General features: G+C 61.6%; 15 protein-coding genes. 8 read left to right on the top strand and 7 right to left on the bottom strand.

The genetic code is table 11. The features are described 5' to 3' along the window. Positions 1 to 32: 32 nt before the first annotated feature. Positions 33 to 1,358 carry a glutamate--tRNA ligase gene (gene gltX, locus ACOQFT_RS06645; protein WP_421597167.1) on the bottom strand — a complete coding sequence of 442 codons (1,326 nt, stop codon included), beginning with the start codon at positions 1,356 to 1,358 and terminating at the stop codon, positions 33 to 35. Between the two features lie 118 nt (positions 1,359 to 1,476). Continuing rightward, a complete protein-coding gene (locus ACOQFT_RS06650; protein WP_421597168.1) occupies positions 1,477 to 1,911 on the bottom strand; it encodes a DUF1801 domain-containing protein in 435 nt (144 codons plus the stop codon). 116 nt (positions 1,912 to 2,027) lie between these two features. On the opposite strand from ACOQFT_RS06650, the gene ACOQFT_RS06655 reads away from it, so the two are divergent. Further along, positions 2,028 to 2,960, top strand: a complete 933-nt coding sequence (locus tag ACOQFT_RS06655; RefSeq protein ID WP_421597169.1) for an MBL fold metallo-hydrolase — start codon at positions 2,028 to 2,030, stop codon at positions 2,958 to 2,960. Positions 2,961 to 2,964: 4 nt separating this feature from the next. Here the strand turns inward: ACOQFT_RS06655 and ACOQFT_RS06660 are convergent, their stop codons facing one another. The 3 genes from ACOQFT_RS06660 to ACOQFT_RS06670 form a co-directional block, all read right to left on the bottom strand. Then, on the bottom strand, positions 2,965 to 4,293 hold the full coding sequence (locus ACOQFT_RS06660) for an NAD(P)/FAD-dependent oxidoreductase (RefSeq protein ID WP_421597170.1): 1,329 nt from the start codon (positions 4,291 to 4,293) through the stop codon (positions 2,965 to 2,967). A 160-nt stretch (positions 4,294 to 4,453) separates the two neighbouring features. Next, positions 4,454 to 4,687: a hypothetical protein gene (locus tag ACOQFT_RS06665; protein ID WP_421597171.1), complete on the bottom strand. Its 234-nt coding sequence runs from the start codon at positions 4,685 to 4,687 to the stop codon at positions 4,454 to 4,456. A gap of 316 nt (positions 4,688 to 5,003) precedes the next feature. Further along, the gene (locus ACOQFT_RS06670; RefSeq protein ID WP_421597172.1) at positions 5,004 to 6,662 is read right to left on the bottom strand and encodes an NAD+ synthase; all 1,659 of its coding nucleotides are present in this window, start codon (positions 6,660 to 6,662) and stop codon (positions 5,004 to 5,006) included. Positions 6,663 to 6,808: 146 nt separating this feature from the next. Here ACOQFT_RS06670 and ACOQFT_RS06675 point away from each other — a divergent pair, with 146 nt between their 5' ends. After that, complete coding sequence (locus ACOQFT_RS06675; protein WP_421597173.1) at positions 6,809 to 8,266, top strand: 2-isopropylmalate synthase; 1,458 nt, start codon at positions 6,809 to 6,811, stop codon at positions 8,264 to 8,266. Between the two features lie 11 nt (positions 8,267 to 8,277). Here ACOQFT_RS06675 and ACOQFT_RS06680 read toward each other — a convergent pair whose 3' ends face one another. Next, positions 8,278 to 8,943: an SDR family NAD(P)-dependent oxidoreductase gene (locus ACOQFT_RS06680; RefSeq protein WP_421597174.1), complete on the bottom strand. Its 666-nt coding sequence runs from the start codon at positions 8,941 to 8,943 to the stop codon at positions 8,278 to 8,280. 287 nt (positions 8,944 to 9,230) lie between these two features. Here ACOQFT_RS06680 and ACOQFT_RS06685 point away from each other — a divergent pair, with 287 nt between their 5' ends. Beyond that, complete coding sequence (locus ACOQFT_RS06685) at positions 9,231 to 10,805, top strand: 2-isopropylmalate synthase (RefSeq protein ID WP_421597175.1); 1,575 nt, start codon at positions 9,231 to 9,233, stop codon at positions 10,803 to 10,805. A gap of 162 nt (positions 10,806 to 10,967) precedes the next feature. Here ACOQFT_RS06685 and ACOQFT_RS06690 read toward each other — a convergent pair whose 3' ends face one another. Next, on the bottom strand, positions 10,968 to 11,759 hold the full coding sequence (locus tag ACOQFT_RS06690; RefSeq protein WP_421597176.1) for a 23S rRNA (adenine(2030)-N(6))-methyltransferase RlmJ: 792 nt from the start codon (positions 11,757 to 11,759) through the stop codon (positions 10,968 to 10,970). A gap of 155 nt (positions 11,760 to 11,914) precedes the next feature. Between ACOQFT_RS06690 and ACOQFT_RS06695 the strand changes: the two genes are divergently transcribed. From ACOQFT_RS06695 to rodA, 5 genes are read left to right on the top strand one after another with little or no spacing between them, the layout of a single operon-like run. Continuing rightward, positions 11,915 to 12,961 carry a rod shape-determining protein gene (locus ACOQFT_RS06695; RefSeq protein ID WP_039523195.1) on the top strand — a complete coding sequence of 349 codons (1,047 nt, stop codon included), beginning with the start codon at positions 11,915 to 11,917 and terminating at the stop codon, positions 12,959 to 12,961. A 58-nt stretch (positions 12,962 to 13,019) separates the two neighbouring features. Beyond that, complete coding sequence (gene mreC, locus ACOQFT_RS06700) at positions 13,020 to 13,922, top strand: rod shape-determining protein MreC (RefSeq protein WP_170402564.1); 903 nt, start codon at positions 13,020 to 13,022, stop codon at positions 13,920 to 13,922. Then, positions 13,915 to 14,451, top strand: a complete 537-nt coding sequence (locus tag ACOQFT_RS06705; RefSeq protein ID WP_421597177.1) for a rod shape-determining protein MreD — start codon at positions 13,915 to 13,917, stop codon at positions 14,449 to 14,451. The genes mreC and ACOQFT_RS06705 overlap by 8 nt, the downstream gene beginning before the upstream one ends. After that, complete coding sequence (gene mrdA, locus ACOQFT_RS06710; protein WP_421597178.1) at positions 14,448 to 16,397, top strand: penicillin-binding protein 2; 1,950 nt, start codon at positions 14,448 to 14,450, stop codon at positions 16,395 to 16,397. The genes ACOQFT_RS06705 and mrdA overlap by 4 nt, the downstream gene beginning before the upstream one ends. Beyond that, complete coding sequence (gene rodA, locus ACOQFT_RS06715) at positions 16,394 to 17,533, top strand: rod shape-determining protein RodA (protein WP_421597179.1); 1,140 nt, start codon at positions 16,394 to 16,396, stop codon at positions 17,531 to 17,533. The genes mrdA and rodA overlap by 4 nt, the downstream gene beginning before the upstream one ends. Position 17,534 lies beyond the last annotated feature (1 nt).

Here is a 17,534-nt window from a genome sequence, read left to right on the forward strand (position 1 = left end):
ACCCCGTCTTTCGGAAATCTGTTCTGTTTCGGTTAGCCGCGGGCGCGGATTACCTGCAGCAGCGGCAGCAGAGCTGCCATTTCAGGCCCGCGTTCCATACCTGTCAGCGCTTTGCGCAGCGGCATGAACAGACCTTTTCCCTTGCGGCCGGTGGCCGCTTTCACGGCTTTAGTCCAGGCGCCCCAGGTTTCACCATCGAACGGTCCTTCGGGCAGCAGAGCGACGGCCTCAGCGATGAAGTCGCGGTCTTCATCTGCGATCAGAGGCTCGGCCCCGTCACGGCAAAGTTCCCACCAGCCCTTTAGATCACCCAGAGTCGTGATGTTCTCGCGCGCCATCGCCCAGAAGGGCTCGGCCAGCTCTGCCGGAACGCCAGCCTCGGCCACCGCATCGGCCACGTCCGCCAGCGGCAGCGCTTGCAGGTGCTTGGCGGTCAGCGGGAACAGGTCCTGCACGTCGAACTTGGTCGAAGCCGCGCCAAAACGGCCAACGTCGAACCCGTCGATCAGTTCGGCCATATCCGAGCGCAGTTCAACCGGATCGGACGAGCCCAGACGCGCCATCAGGCTCAGCAGCGCCATCGGCTGCACGCCCTGTTCGCGCAGGTCGCGCAGGGCCAGCGTGCCCAGACGTTTCGACAGCGCTTCACCCTGCGGGCCGGTCAGCAGCGAATGATGGGCAAAACGCGGGCAGGTGCCGCCCAGCGCTTCGATGATCTGAATTTGCGTCGCGGTGTTGGTGACGTGGTCCGAGCCGCGCACCACATCGGTCACGCCCATCTCGGTGTCATCCACCACCGACGCAATCGTATAGAGAACCTGACCGTCGCCGCGGATCAGCACCGGATCGGATACCGAGGCCGCATCGATCGAGATGTCGCCCAGAATGCCGTCAGTCCACTCGATCCGTTCATGGTCCAGCTTGAAACGCCAGACACCATTACCGCGCTCGGCGCGCAGGGCCTCTTTCTCGGCATCCGACAGGTTCAGCGCGGCGCGGTCATAAACCGGCGGCTTGCCCATGTTCAGTTGCTTTTTGCGCTTGAGGTCCAGTTCGGTCGGCGTCTCGAACGCCTCGTAAAACCGATCCATTTCGCGCAGCTTGTCGGCGGCCTCGGCATAGCGGTCCAGCCGATCAGACTGGCGTTCAATCCGGTCCCAATGCAGGCCCAGCCACTCCATATCCTGCTTGATGGCGTCGACATATTCTTCTTTCGACCGCTCAGGATCAGTGTCGTCGATACGCAGGATGAACGTGCCGCCGGCCTTGCGGGCGATCAGATAGTTCATCAGGGCGGTGCGCAGGTTACCCACATGGATGTAACCTGTGGGCGACGGGGCAAAACGGGTGGTGGTCATGGGTGTCTCCTGTTGGCGCGGCTCATGTCACAGGATGGGCGTTTTGTCCAGCGAATGCGGGAAACGCGCCGGGCGGCGCGTGCCTTCGGCGAGAGTATTTGGGAAAAGATGAAGCGGATCAGGCTGGGTGAACCGGCCAAAGCCGCTCAAGGTCCGCAAGCCCGGCGCGGATCAGTTCGGACAGGACGTCCGGATCTATATCCGCCAGCTTGTTCACATAGAGGCAGGACTTGCCCAGCTTGTGCTTGCCCAGCCGGGACAGAATATCCCCGAAATCCGCATAACCGGGCATGATATAGATCGACAGCGCCGCCTTGCGCGGGGAAAAACCGGTGGCCAGAAAATCGCCCTCACGCCCCGATTTGTAGCGGTAATGATAGCGGCCATAGCCAATGATCGATGGGCCCCACATGAACGGTTCGAACCCGGTTGTTTCGCGGAAGAGTGCATCCAGGACCTTCGCGTCCCCGGCCTTTGAGGCCGGTTGAACGGTCGACAAAAAGCGGGCGACGCTTGCTTTGGTCGGTACGGTTTTGTTTTCTGATCGGGGCATGAACAAGAATTAACACGACATGTTCATCCATGCAGCCCACTTCATGGGGGAATAGTCTGGCAAGAGCCTCGTACCGACCTACCTCAGCCACAGGTGTTCTGACAGGGAGAACCACAATGACCATCAATCTCACACGCCGCGCCGCATTGGGTTCTGCGGCTACTTTGCCATTTGCTGCCGCCGCGACCCCGCTATTGGCTGCCGGGGCCGAAGCCAAGGCAAACACGACTATCGCCAAGTCGTTCACGCTGGGCGATTTCACCGTCACCACGCTGCTGGATGGCAGCCTGCCCCGCGAAGGCGCCAAAGAGATTTTCGGTGGCGGTGCCTCGGATGAGGATTTCGCCAAGGTGTCGGCCGAAAACTTCATCTCGCCGGACGTGGCGCAGTTCTTCTTTACCCCGACGCTGGTCAATACCGGGTCCGAGCTGGTTCTGTTCGACACTGGCCTCGGCAAAGGTGGCATTCAGGCCGCCTTGGCGGATGCGGGTGTCACGCCGGAGCAGATCAACGTTGTTGTTATCACCCACATGCACCCCGACCATATCGGTGGCATGACCACGGATGACGCGCCGACCTTCCCCAACGCCCGCTACGTCACCGCATCGCCCGAATACGATTTCTGGGCCGCGCAGGATGCCGGGAATCGTGTCGGTGATCTGGTGGCCGCCAAGGTGACGCCGCTGGCCGAGAAGATGACCTTTATCGAAGACGGCGGCGCGGTGGCGTCGGGCATCACCGCTGTCGCCGCCTATGGGCACACCCCCGGCCACACAGTCTATCACCTGGAAAGCAACGGTCAGCGGCTGGTTCTGGCCGCAGATCTGGCCAATCACTATGTCTGGTCCTTTGCCCATCCGGAATGGGAGGTGCGCTTTGACATGGACAAGGCGGCCGCCACCGCCTCACGCCGCGACGTGCTGGGGATGCTGGCCGCCGACAAGGTGCCGATGATCGGTTATCACCTGCCCTTCCCTGCCGCAGGCTTTGTCGAAACCCGCGGTGACGGGTTCCGCTTTGTGCCAGTCAGCTATCAGATGATGGGTTAGGCCCTCAGTATCCGGGGTCCGGCCGCACCTTTGAGCCATCTGTAAAACGGGACAGTCGGAAGGCGGCCGGATCGACGCAGGGCGTGGTTTCGGCGACCAGGTCGGCCATAAGGCGACCCGCCGCCGGACCGATGCCAAACCCATGCCCCGAAAACCCGGTTGCGATGAACAAGCCCGGCAGGTGATCGACCCCCGAGATCACCGGCACCGCGTCCGGCGTGACGTCAATCATGCCCGCCCAACTTTGGACAAGCTCAGCCTGTTCCAACACCGGGAAAGCGCGGCGCGCCGCAGCCCAGGCCTGTCGCAGCGCTTTGGGAGACGGTTCGGGATCCAGCACGCGGCAATGTTCGAACGGGGTGACATCGGTAGGCAGCCAGGTCCGGTCCTGTTGCGCCTCAATGCTCCAACGCTTTGACAAACGAAATCGCAGCGATCGCCATTCCTGTGCAAACGCAGGCAGGAACTGCCGCGCCAGCCGAAAACTGTCAGGCACGATATCCACCGTGTTTTCATGCCCCGACGCGATGGAATAGCCCCCATCCATTCGTTTGCGCATGGCAAAACCATCGGACCAGAGCGCGGCTTCCGGCCCCTCGGCTGGCGAGGTCCGCAGGACCGTGTTCAGAACCTTGAGCTGCGGCAGCTCGATCCCCGCATTCCCGGCAAACAGGCGCGACCAGGCGCCACCCGCTAAAACAACGTAGTCACAGGCCACGCGACCACGCTCGGTGAATACTCCTGTGATCCGACCATCCCCGGTATCGACGCTGCGCACGGCGCAATTGGTCATCAGAACAGCGCCGCGGTCGCGCGCTGCCTCGGCAATTGCCGGGGCGGCCAGTTGCGGTTCGGCCCGGCCATCCTGCGGCATGAAAAGGGCGCATTCATAGGAGGTCTGACTGCCCGGCAGCAGAGCCTTCAACTCGGACCCGGTGACGATCCTTGCACCAGTCTGCAGCCCGTCCACATGGCGCAGCCACCGTTCCAGATTGCCACTGCCGCGTTTGCCCGAAGCACCAAACAGAATGCCCGCGCGCGTATATCCGGTTTCCCGCCCGATACGCTGATCCAACCCCTGCCACAGGTGCAGCGACTCGATCATCAGCGGAATCTCCCGCGGGTCGCGCATCCCCAGCCGGACCCATCCCCAGTTACGAGAGCTTTGCTCGCCCGCGATCTGCCCCTTTTCGCACAGCAGCACCGAGGCACCCCGTTCGGCCAATTCCAGCGCGGTCGATGCGCCGATAATACCGCCGCCGATGACAACAACATCCACGGTCTTGGGTAAGTGCAGATCGGGTTCGACGGGGATTGGTTTGGGGCCGGGCATCAACCGCTCTTACTTCATGGCTCTGGCCGCAATGAAGGCTTGGGGCGGGCGTCCAGGCAACATGCCTTCTGCCGCAGGGTCGATGTTTTTTGACAGCTGTGGCGAACGCGCCAACAGGCGCGGGAAAACCCGCGCCGCACTGACTGAAATGATCTGAAGTCTAGGCTGCGCCGCTCAGTTCCGCCCATTTCTGACGCAGGGTTGCGGCAAGACCGGAATCGCGGGGCTGCACATCTTCGTCCATTTCCGCCTGTTCGGGCAGGACCGGGAAGATCGCCTGGGGTTTTGCCAGCTCTTCAGCGGGCTCGGGGTCTTCAATTTCTTCTTCACGAAGAAGATCAGCAATTGCCGAATCCAGCTTGGCCTCGTCCAGGACCCGGGCTTCGGATTCCATCGACTTGTACCTTAAAGGCGGGTGAAGCGGCTTGTCATATCCCTCATACATAATAACACCAACTCGTTAACTCAGACATCCAACATCAGGTGCGCCACAGTTCCACACAACGAATTGAGGTCACACCGCCCCATGTGGGGCTTTAATTAAGCTAAAATGTGGCAAAAAAATGTCTCAATTTCAAGCAGTCAGTTCCCTGAGAGCCTGGAAAATTAAGATGTTATCCACTAACGGGAAACAATACCCGCATGACTGCGCGAAATAGACCAAGTATCGAAACGACGGCTTTGGCCCACTTGCACGATTCCCGTTTGGTTCAGCCCCGATCCCTCCAGCGGTTCACAATCGGGTAACGACGATCCAGCCAGAATGCCCGGCTGGTCAGACGTGTTCCGGGGGCGGACTGAAAGCGTTTGTATTCGCTGAAATAAATCAGATGCTCGACCCGCCGCGCGTCAGCCTCGTCGAAGCCGGCAGCAACGCAATCAGCGATCGAGCCCTCCCGATCGACCAGAATATCCAGAATCGCGTCCAGAACCGGGTAATCGGGCAGGCTGTCGCTGTCCTTCTGGTCTTCGCGCAATTCGGCACTGGGGGGTTTGTCGATGACCGAGGGGCGGATCACCTCGCCCGCCGGGCCCATCATCCAGTCGCGGTGATTGGCGTTGCGCCAGCGGCAGGTCTCGAACACGCGGGTCTTGTACAGGTCCTTGATCGGGTTGTAGCCGCCGTTCATATCGCCGTAGATCGTGGCATACCCCACCGCAACCTCGGATTTGTTACCGGTGGTCAGCAACATCTCGCCGAACTTGTTCGAGATCGCCATCAGCAGCAAACCGCGCAGGCGGGACTGGATGTTTTCTTCGGTCAGATCCTCATCGTGATCGGCAAAGAGCGGCGCCAGAGTCTCGGTCACCGCTGCCCGGCTGTCCGAGATCGGCACATAGTCATAGTGAACACCCAGCGCCCTGGCGACAGCCTCGGCATCGTCCAGCGAGCTTTGGCTGGTATATTCCGAAGGCAGCATCACGCAGCGGACATTTTTGGCCCCAATGGCATCCACGGCGATGGTGGCGACCAAGGCGGAATCGACGCCGCCCGACAGACCCAGCAGAACCTTCTTAAACCCGGTTTTGCCCATGTAATCGCGCAGGGATTGCACCATCGCGCGATAGTCCTGTTCCCATTCATCCGGTTGCGGCACTATCTCGCCCGGCACGATGCGCCAGCCGTCATCGCCGCGCGCGAGCTCGATATGGGTAACAAGCTCATCAAAAACCGGCATCCGGAACGCAAGCTCTCCGCCCGGATTCAGGCCGAAAGTGGCCCCGTCGAACACCTGATCGTCCTGCCCGCCCACCATGTTCAGGTAGATCACCGGCAGGCCGGTTTCGACCACGCGGGCAACCATGTGGTTCAGTCGGATGTCATATTTGTTGCGGAAATAGGGCGAGCCGTTGGGAATCAGCAGGAACTCGGCCCCGGTTTCTTCGAGCGTTTCGGCGACGTCCCCGTGCCAGCCATCTTCGCAGATCGGGCTACCGATGCGTGTGTTGCCAACCGCATAAGGCCCGCCCAGCGGGCCGGCATCGTACAGGCGCACTTCGTCGAACACAGTCTCATTGGGCAGGTGATGTTTCAGTACCTTGCTGCCGATCCGCCCCCCCTTGAGGATCAGGTAGGCGTTATACAAGTTGCCGCCTTCGACCCACGGTCCGCCAATTGCCACCGCCGGACCGTCGGCGCATTGCACGGCCAGCTCTTCGACCGCAGCCATCGCTGCCCGATGAAAGGCGGGCTTCATCACCAGATCCTGCGTATTATAGCCGGTGATGAACATCTCGGGGAACGCCACCAGATCGGCCCCGGCTTCGCGGGCCTGTTCCCAAGCGGCTAACGCCTTGGCGGCGTTGCCTTCAATGTCGCCCACGGTGGGGTTGAGTTGCGCCAGAGTGATGCGGAAACGGTCGGCCATGCTGCCCTCTTGCCCTCGTCGGTCTTACTGCCATTTAGCAGATCATTGCGCGAGTGAAAGGCAAATGCGGCAAAACCCGTTGCTCTGCCCCCGCGCGTGCCGTAGTTTTGCGAAAAAGGATCAAAACCGGACAGGCAGGACCGATCATGAACGCTTTCCGCATTTCTATTGCCGCATCCGCGCTGGCCCTGATCGCCGCGGGCGCCACCGCTCAGAACGGTCAGGTGATCACCAAGGATGACGAGGTCGGGGGCGTCTACGAAGGCACCTTTGAAAAAGGCCTGCGTCACGGCACCGGCACCTATCGCCTGCCCAACGGGTTCGAATACAGCGGCGAATGGGTCGAGGGCGAGATCCAGGGCACGGGCGTCGCCCGCTATGTCAATGGCTCGGTCTATGAAGGGATGTTCGCCAAGGGTCAGCCCGAAGGGCGCGGCAAGATCGTCTATGCCGATGGCGGCAGCTACGATGGCGAATGGTCCAACGGGTCGATCAACGGCACAGGCGTTGCGATCTATGCCAATGGCGCGCGCTATGAAGGAGGCTTCCAGAACGCGCGGTATCACGGCGCGGGCGTGATGACCGACCCCAGCGGCTATAGCTTTGATGGTGAGTGGGTGGACGGCGTCAAACAGGGCAAGGGCAAGATCACCTATGCCGAAGGCGGTGTCTATGAAGGCGACGTCAAAGACGGTCAGCGCCACGGACAGGGCAGCCTGACCCTGCCCGACGGGATGACCTATACCGGTGGCTGGGCCGAGGATCGCATTACCGGGACCGGGCGGCTGTCTTATGTCAACGGGGACGTGTACGAGGGCGAACTGGTTGACGGGCGGCGTCAGGGCAAGGGCAAGGTGATCTATGCCAATGGCGATGTCTACGAAGGCGACTATGCCGACGACCTGCGTCATGGTCAGGGGACCTATACCGGAACCGACGGGTATGTTTACACCGGCCAATGGACCACCGGGCTGATCGAGGGGCTGGGCGAAGTGACCTATCCCGATGGCTCGATTTACGTCGGCGATTTCAGGGCCGATCTGGCCGAGGGCAAAGGCCGCATCACCTATACGGACGGTTCGACCTATGATGGCGACTGGATCGCCGGCGTGATCGAGGGTCAGGGCGTTTCAACCTATCCCAACGGCACGGTCTACAAGGGCCAGTTCAAGAACGCCAAGCCGCACGGCAAGGGCATTCTGACCTCAGCCGACGGGTCCAGCTATGAGGGCGACTGGGCAGACGGTCTGCGTCAGGGCGCCGGGCTGTCCACCTATCCGGACGGCACCACCTATTCCGGCGATTTCGACGCGGGCAGACGCCACGGTCAGGGTGAGATCATGATGGCCAACGGCTTCAGCTATTCCGGTGCGTGGACCGAAGGCAAGATCACCGGCGACGGCGTTGCGACCTATCCAAGCGGCGATGTCTACGAAGGCAGCTTTGTAGACGCCAAGCGCCATGGCCAGGGCACCGTACGCTACGCCAATGGTGAAACGGCAACCGGCGTCTGGGACAACGGTGAGCTGGCAACGGCGACCGATGCTGCCCCCGAAGCGGCGCCTGAAACACCCCCGTCAGACCCGGACAGCACGGACGGCTGAAGCCAAATCAGCTACCGCGGCACCGGCTTTCCCGCCCAGTCAAAGAACCCGCCGGTATCGGTCGGGGTCAGTTGCGCTATCACGTTTAGCAGATTCGCAGCAGCCTCATCCGCGGTAACAGCAGGATGCCGCCCGAGGTATTTCCGGGTGAATTCGGTTTTCACCGTGCCGGGATGCAGGGCGACACAGACCGCCTGTTTGTGGGTGCGGGCCAGTTCGATGGCGGCCGTGTGCACGATCTGATTCACCGCGGCTTTTGCCGCCCGATAGCTGATCCACCCACCCAGACGATTATCCCCGATCGAGCCCACACGCGCCGACAGCACAGCGAATACTGCGCGCCGCTCGCGGGGCAACAGACGCGCCGCGTGACCCAGAATCAGCGCTGGCCCCACGGCGTTCAGCGCGAACTGATCCATCATTGCCCGCGCAGATACAGCGCGGACGGTCTTTTCCGGTGCCGCGCCGTTGATCTCCAGCGCACCGGTCGCAACAAGGATCAGGTCGAACGACCCGCCGACAGCATCCAGCGCGCGGTGCACGCCGTCAGGATCGGTCAGGTCAAACCCATCGGCTGAACGTGACAGGCCAGTCACCGCCGCCCCCTGCCCGCGCAGGCGCTGAGACACGGCTTGCCCGATGCCGCCTGACGCGCCAATGATCAGTGCTTTTTTCATGGCAAACCACCTAGCCGCACGCAGGGGCGGATCAATGCGCGCGGAAAAGAAACCGCTTATCCAAAGCGACGCCGCAAATTGGTCTTTTCATTCCGGGGCGGCTCTGTATAACCTCAATCCCATGATCAACCGCGCAGATATCCTTGTTGCCGACACCGCCCTTCGCGGTGCGTCTCTGCGTGGCCTACTGATCCTAATCCGCCTCTGAGCGTGCCATCCGGCGCGCCCGCTCAGAGGAGGACGCCCGCGCGCCATAGGCTTTAGGACAGAAGAAGAAAGAGAATCCCATGACCAACGTGACCGACCAAGACCGCGTCTTGATCTTCGATACCACTTTGCGCGACGGCGAGCAGAGCCCCGGCGCCACCATGACTCATGACGAAAAGCTTGAGATTGCCGAGCTGCTGGACGATATGGGCGTCGACATCATCGAAGCCGGTTTCCCCATCGCATCCGAAGGTGACTTCAAGGCCGTATCCGAGATCGCCCAACGGTCGAAAAACAGCCGCATCTGCGGTCTGGCCCGCGCCAATTTCGCCGACATCGACCGCTGCTGGGAGGCCGTGAAACACGCCGGGAAGAACCGCATCCATACCTTCATCGGCACCTCTCCGCTGCACCGCGCCATTCCGAACCTGACGCAGGATGAGATGGCCGAGAAGATCCACGAAACGGTCAGCCACGCCCGCAACCTGTGTGAAAACGTACAGTGGTCGCCTATGGATGCGACCCGGACGGAATGGGACTATCTGTGCCGCGTGATCGAGATTGCGGTCAAGGCCGGCGCGACCACGATCAACATTCCGGATACCGTGGGCTATACAGCGCCGCTGGAATCGGCGGATTTGATCAAGCGTCTGATCGAGACGGTACCCGGCGCGGATGAGGTGGTCTTTGCCACCCACTGCCACAATGACCTCGGCTTGGCGACCGCAAACTCTCTGGCCGCAGTCGCGGGCGGTGCGCGCCAGATTGAGTGCACCATCAACGGCTTGGGTGAACGTGCGGGCAACACTGCCCTTGAAGAGGTCGTCATGGCGCTGCGCACCCGCAACGACATCATGCCCTGGAATACGGGCATCGACACCACCAAGATCATGCATATCTCGCGCCGGGTGGCGACGGTGTCGGGCTTTAACGTGCAGTTCAACAAGGCCATCGTCGGCAAGAACGCCTTTGCCCATGAAAGCGGCATCCACCAGGACGGGATGCTCAAGAACCGAGAGAATTTCGAGATCATGCGCCCCGAGGATATCGGCCTTTCGGGCACGTCTCTGCCCCTGGGTAAACACTCGGGCCGTGCGGCGTTGCGCGATAAGCTCAAGACGCTGGGCTATGAGGTCGGGGACAACCAGCTCAAGGATATCTTCGTTCGCTTCAAGGATCTGGCCGACCGCAAAAAAGAGGTGTTCGACGACGACCTCATCGCGTTGATGACGTTGGATGATGATGAGGGCAACGACCACCTGCAATTGGTGTCGATGAAGGTCACCTGCGGCACCGGCGGTCAGGCGGAATCGACAGTGGAACTGGAAGTGGACGGCCAGGACAGGATCGCAACGGAACATGGCGACGGCCCGGTGGATGCCACCTTCAAGGCGATCCGCGCGATCCATCCGAACACCGCCCGCCTGCAGCTTTATCAGGTGCACGCAGTGACCGAAGGCACCGATGCACAGGCCACGGTTTCGGTGCGGCTGGAAGAGGACGGCATGATCGCCACCGGTCAATCCGCCAACACCGATACGGTGGTGGCCTCGGCCAAGGCTTACATCCACGCCTTGAACCGCCTGATCGTCCGCCGCGAGAAAACCGGCCCCGGCGCGGATGCACGCGAGATCAGCTACAAAGACCTGACGTAGACGACAGGCAGGGGCTCCCGCACCCGCGGCGGCCCGGCTTCGCCGACCCTTCTTGGGTTTTGGGCCCGGCAGCGCGCCACAGGCGCGCTGCCGGGCCCAACTCGGTTGGCTGCATCTTTGATGCGGGCAAGCGAGGCGGGAGCCTTCCGCCTTTATTGCAGACTACGGTTTGAGACCTGCGAACAGCGTTGTCAGGCGGGCCATTTCATCCTCGAGCCCATAGGGGGCGTTGATGATGAACATACCCGACCCAACCATGCGATGCCCTTCCCTCACAGGGTCGAACCTGACCTCGTGACACAGGGTTTTCGGCAGACTCTGAGAGTTCAGGGCGGAAATCATCGCAGCATGGCGATCATCCGTCAGGATCGGGTACCACAGCGCGATGACACCGACATTCCATTTGCGATGCAGTTTGCCGATTATTCCGGGCAGGCGGTCATATTCCGACTTCACCTCATAGCTCGGGTCGATCAGCATCACACCGCGCCGAGGCGTCGGGGGCAGCAGAGACTGCGCCAGCTTATATCCATCCTGGCGGTACACCTTGGCCCCGTAGGGCGACATTGCCATGGTCAGAGCGGAATATTCCTGCGGGTGCAGCTCGGCAAAGTGCAGGCTGTCTTGCTCCCTTAGCAAGTTGGCAGCGATCAGTGGCGAGCCGGGATAGGCCTCAGCCCCGTGCCTTTGCTGAACCGATCGGATCGCCCGCTCCAGCGGGTGATTGGCGTCAAACCAATTGGCCTGCTGGACGCGCCGGATGCCAGCCTCGGCTTCGCCTGTCCGCACTGCCTCGGCCGCGTTGAGCTTGTACAAACCCCGGCCGGAATGCGTTTCCAGATAAGTCAGCGGTTTGTCTTTGCGGGTCAGATACTCCAGCACAATTGCCAATAAAGCGTGCTTTTGCACATCAGCCAGATTCCCGGCGTGGTAAATGTGTTGATAAGAGAGCATATTGCCTTCTAAAGTCCCTCTCAATAAGGCGGAAAGGTGCTGAGTGACGCGGAATCAGCCCTTTTACCGGGCGTGCTGGCACCCTATAAGGCATCCGTCCCGGAACCGTCGAGTCGCGGGCAGTGGAAATTCTGACAAACGGGATCAGGGGAAATATGGGCATCTTTGGCAATCTGGGCGGCCTGTTCACAGCGGACATGGCTATCGACCTTGGGACAGCAAACACGCTGGTCTATGTCAAGGGGCGCGGTGTGATCCTGTCTGAACCCTCGGTGGTGGCCTATCACGTCAAGGATGGTGTGAAAAAAGTGCTGGCCGTTGGTGAAGACGCCAAGCTGATGCTGGGCCGGACCCCCGGTTCGATCGAGGCGATCCGCCCGATGCGGGAAGGTGTGATTGCCGATTTCGACACCGCCGAAGAAATGATCAAGCACTTCATCCGCAAGGTGCACAAACGCTCGACCTTCTCGAAGCCCAAAATCATTGTCTGCGTCCCCCACGGCGCGACGCCCGTTGAAAAACGTGCGATCCGGCAATCGGTTCTGTCCGCTGGCGCCCGCCGCGCGGGCTTGATTGCCGAACCAATCGCTGCGGCCATTGGTGCTGGGATGCCGATCACCGATCCGACCGGGAACATGGTCGTCGATATCGGCGGCGGCACCACCGAGGTTGCGGTTCTGTCGCTGGGCGACATCGTCTATGCCCGCTCGGTTCGTGTTGGTGGAGACCGGATGGATGAGGCCATCATCTCGTACCTGCGCCGTCAGCAGAACCTGCTGGTGGGTGAATCCACCGCCGAACGCATCAAAACCACCATCGGCACGGCGCGTATGCCCGACGATGGCCGTGGTCAGTCGATGCACATCCGCGGCCGCGACCTGCTGAACGGTGTCCCAAAAGAAATCGAAATCAGTCAGGCGCAAGTGGCCGAGGCCCTTTCGGAACCCGTCCAGCAGATTTGCGAGGCGGTGATGACCGCTCTGGAAACAACGCCGCCCGATCTGGCCGCCGATATCGTGGACCGCGGCGTGATGCTGACCGGCGGCGGCGCACTGCTGGGCGATTTGGACCTAGCCCTGCGCGAACAGACCGGTCTGGCCGTGTCGATTGCCGATGAAAGCCTGAATTGTGTGGCTTTGGGCACCGGCAAGGCTTTGGAATACGAAAAACAACTGCGCCACGCGATTGACTACGAAAGCTAAGGCGCGCACCCTTTGCAGATAGGGTAAACTCGGCACGAGCAGCACGGGAAGGTAACCTGTGGCAAAAGACCGATCACAGCGCGACGAATACACCACCCCCTTGCGCCGCCTGCTGCTGGGGATCGTGGTGCTGTGCCTGCTGGCCATCTTTCTGGTCTGGCGCATCGACAGCCCACGGGTAGAACGGTTCCGCGCGCAGGTCGTGGACCGGGTCGTGCCGTCGATGGAATGGGCGATGGTGCCAGTCACCGCCGTGGTCAACCTGGCACGCGATTTCCAAAGCTATCAGCGCCTGAGCGAACAGAACCAGGAACTGCGCAGCGAGCTGCGCCTGATGCGCGCCTGGAAAGAGGCCGCTTTGCAGTTAGAGCAGGAAAACGCCCGGTTGCTGGACCTGAACAACGTGCGCCTTGATCCGCGCCTGACCTATATTACCGGGGTTGTGATGGCCGACAGCGGCTCGCCCTTCCGGCAGTCTGTGTTGCTGAATGTGGGCGAACGCGACGGCATCACCGATGGCTGGGCCACCATGGACGGGATCGGCGTGGTCGGGCGCATCTCGGGCGTGGGGCCGGATACGGCGCGGGTGATCCTGATGACCGACGCCTCCAGCGCGATCCCGGCGACCATTCAGCCCTCGGGCCAAACCGCCCTGATCACTGGCGACAACACCCCTGCCCCCGCCGTCGAGTTTCTGGAGAACCGCGAACTGGTTCGCCCCGGCGACCGTGTCGTGACCTCGGGCGATGGCGGCGTTTTCCCGGCCGGGTTGCTGATCGGCCAGATCACCGCCGATCCCGGAGGTCGCTTGCGCGTTCGCCTGTCGGCAGATTTCGAACGGCTCGAGTTTCTGCGTGTGCTGCGATACCAGTCGGCCCCCACCATTCGCGATCCGGGTCGTATCGTTGGCCCGACCCAGCCCGCGGCGGCCTTGCCTCCGGTGGAGGTGGGTGATGGATAGCCAGACGTCTCAACTTTGGTCCAAGCGGGGCCTGTACCTGTTTCTGGCCGCGCTGATCCTGTTTCTGCACCTTTTGCCGCTGGATACAAAGCCGGACCGCTGGCCGTTTCCGGACCTGCTGATTGCCCTGACCTTCGCCTGGGTATTGCGGCGACCTGAATTCGTGCCGACCCTTCTGGTCGCAATCGTCATGCTGATGGCCGATCTGTTGCTGCAACGTCCACCCGGGCTATTGGCCGCGTTGGTGGTTCTTGGGGCCGCTTACCTGCGTTCGGCCGCGTTCAGCTTGCGGGACTCGGGCTTTGTCGGCGAGTGGTCCACCGTCGCCGTGGTGATCACCGCTGTTTTTATGCTGAACCGCGTCATTCTTGCTATTCTGTCGGTGCAACAGGCAGCGTTGGGGCCCGTGGTGATCCAGGTGGTTCTGACAATTGCGGTTTATCCTCTGATCGTTCTGCTCAGCCAGAACGGATTCGGGGTGCGGCGTAAATCCTCGGCCGAAACCGGCGCATTGGGGGCACGGGGATGAAGCAGCGCAAACCCAAAGCCCAAGGCCTCGCCTATAAACGCCTGCCTCGCAGGGCGCTGATTCTGGGTGGATTGCAGGCCGCCTTTATCGGCGGGCTGGCCGCGCGAATGCGGTTCATGCAGGTGGATCAGGCCGATGAATACCGCCTGTTGGCCGAGGAAAACCGGATCAATATCCGTCTGATCCCGCCGACCCGTGGCCGGATCTATGACCGGAACGGAGAGATCATCGGCCAGAACTCACCCTCGTACCGCATCGTCATGGTGCGCGAGGATGCGGGCGACGTGGATGAGGTTATCGCCAAGCTGTCCCAGTTGATCCCCCTGACCGAGGATGAGATCGAACGGGCCAAGACCGAAATGCGCCGCTCGGCCCCGTTCCTGCCGGTCACTCTGGCCGATCAGGTCACGTGGGAAGATATCTCGAAGGTCGCCGTCAACGCGCCTGCCCTGCCCGGCGTGATCCCCGAAGTGGGACAGACCCGGCAATACCCACGATACGAAGATTTCGCCCATGTGGTTGGTTATGTCGGCCCGGTCAGCGATTACGACCTCAGCCAGATTGAAGACCCCGAACCTGTACTGCGTATCCCCCGTTTCCAGATCGGCAAGGTCGGGCTGGAAGCCAAGCAGGAAATCAGCCTGCGCGGCAAGGCCGGGGCCAAGCGGGTCGAGGTCAACGCCACCGGCCGCGTGATGCGTGAACTGGACCGGCAGGAGGGCACCGCCGGGGCCGATCTGCAGCTTTCGGTCGATGCCGACCTGCAACAATATGCGCAGGCGCGGCTGGCCGGCGAAAGCGCCGCCGCCGTAGTGATCGACTGCGAGACCGGTGATATCCGCGCCATCAGCTCGGCGCCCAGTTTCGACCCGAACCTGTTCGTACGCGGTATATCGGTCGCTGATTACCGGGCGCTGACGAATGACAACTACCGCCCACTGGCGAACAAAACCGTGCAGGGTACATATCCACCAGGCTCGACTTTCAAGATGATCACCGCCATGGCCGCGCTTGAGGCCGGAGTGATCGGTCCCTCGAACACCGTCTATTGCCCCGGCCACCTGAAAGTCGGCAGCCGCCGCTTCCACTGCTGGAAACGCGGCGGGCATGGCATGGTCGATCTGGAAACCTCGCTGAAACGCAGCTGCGATGTTTTCTACTACGACGTGGCATTGCGCACTGGTATCGACAAAATTTCTGACATGGCGCGCACCTTCGGGCTGGGTGTCAAGCATGACATCCCGATGTCCGCTGTGGCCGCCGGGCTGGCGCCGAACCAGGAGTGGAAACAGCGCGTGCACGGGCAGGACTGGCTGGTCGGCGACACCGCAAATGCCTCGATCGGTCAGGGCTTCATGCTGGCCTCGCCGCTGCAACTGGCGGTGATGACGGCGCGTATCGCCACGGGGCGCGCCGTGAAACCGCGTCTGGTACGCTCGGTGAACGGAATCGAACAACCCTCGGGCGCGGGTGAACCGCTGCCGGTGAACCGCGCCAATCTGGAACAGGTGCGCCACGCGATGTTCACGGTCTCGAACAACCGGCGCGGCACCGCCTATCGCAGCCGCATCATTGCCGATGAGTTCCGCATGGCCGGAAAGACCGGCACCAGCCAGGTGCGCAACATCACCAAGGCCGAACGCGCCGCCGGCGTGATCCGTAACGAGGACCTGCCGTGGGAACGCCGCGACCACGCGCTGTTCGTCAGCTTTGCACCCTATGACAACCCGAAATACGCCGTGGCCGTGGTGGTCGAACATGGCGGGGGTGGTTCGAAAGCCGCCGCCCCGGTGGCCCGCGATATCATGCTGCAGGCGCTTTATAACGGCACACCTCCGCTCGAGGCTTATCCGGTTGCCGACCGCGACCGCATCAAGGAACAGCAAAAACGGCTGGAGGGCGATCGCCGCCCCAAAGCGCGTCCGACCGAGAAGGACCGCGCATGAGCTATCTTGAGTATGCCGTCAAATCCACGCCCTCGGGGTTCCGCAAGTTCCTGTATATGAACTGGCCGCTGACCCTGCTGTTGATCAGCGTGGCCAGCGCCGGGTTCCTGATGCTGTATTCGGTGGCCGGTGGATCGTGGTCTCCGTGGGCCGAGCCGCAGATGGAACGCTTTGGGCTGGGGCTTGCGGTGATGTTCATCATTGCTCTGGTGCCGATCTGGTTCTGGCGCAATATGTCGGTGCTGGCCTATGTCATATCAATCGCCCTGCTGGTGTTTGTGGAGTTTTTCGGAACGGTCGGCATGGGTGCGCAGCGTTGGATCGACCTTGGTTTCATGCGGCTTCAACCCTCCGAAGTCATGAAGGTCGCGCTCGTCATGGTCCTGGCGTCCTACTACGACTGGTTGCCATCTCATAAAACGTCGCGCCCGCTTTGGGTGCTGATCCCCGTTGTCCTGATCCTGATCCCCACGTTCTTTGTCTTGAAACAGCCCGACCTTGGTACCTCGATCCTGCTGTTGGCGGCAGGTGGTGGCCTGATGTTTCTGGCCGGGGTCCACTGGGCTTATTTCGCCGCCGTCATCGCCGCCGTGGTGGGTCTGATCGCCACGGTGTTCAACAGTCGTGGGACCGAGTGGCAGTTGCTCAAGGATTACCAGTTCCGCCGGATCGACACTTTCCTTGATCCCTCGACCGATCCGCTGGGCGCGGGCTATCACATCACCCAGTCCAAAATCGCGCTGGGGTCCGGTGGCTGGAACGGGCGCGGGTTCATGCAAGGAACGCAATCGCGGCTGAACTTCCTGCCCGAAAAACACACCGACTTCATCTTCACCACACTGGCCGAGGAATTCGGCTTTGTCGGCGGCATCACCCTGTTGACCCTTTATGGCCTGATCCTGGTGTTCTGCCTGGTCACTGCGCTGTCGACCAAGGACAGGTTCTCGTCGCTGGTAACGCTGGGCATCGCGCTGAACTTCTTTCTGTTTTTTGCCGTCAATATGTCGATGGTCATGGGTCTGGCCCCGGTTGTGGGCGTGCCGCTGCCGATGGTCAGCTATGGCGGCTCGGCCATGCTGGTTCTGATGGCGGCCTTCGGCATCGTCCAAAGCGCCCATATCCACCGCCCCCGCTGAT

Origin of the sequence: Ruegeria sp. MALMAid1280 (assembly GCF_049195285.1) — a bacterium.
GTDB lineage: Bacteria > Pseudomonadota > Alphaproteobacteria > Rhodobacterales > Rhodobacteraceae > Ruegeria.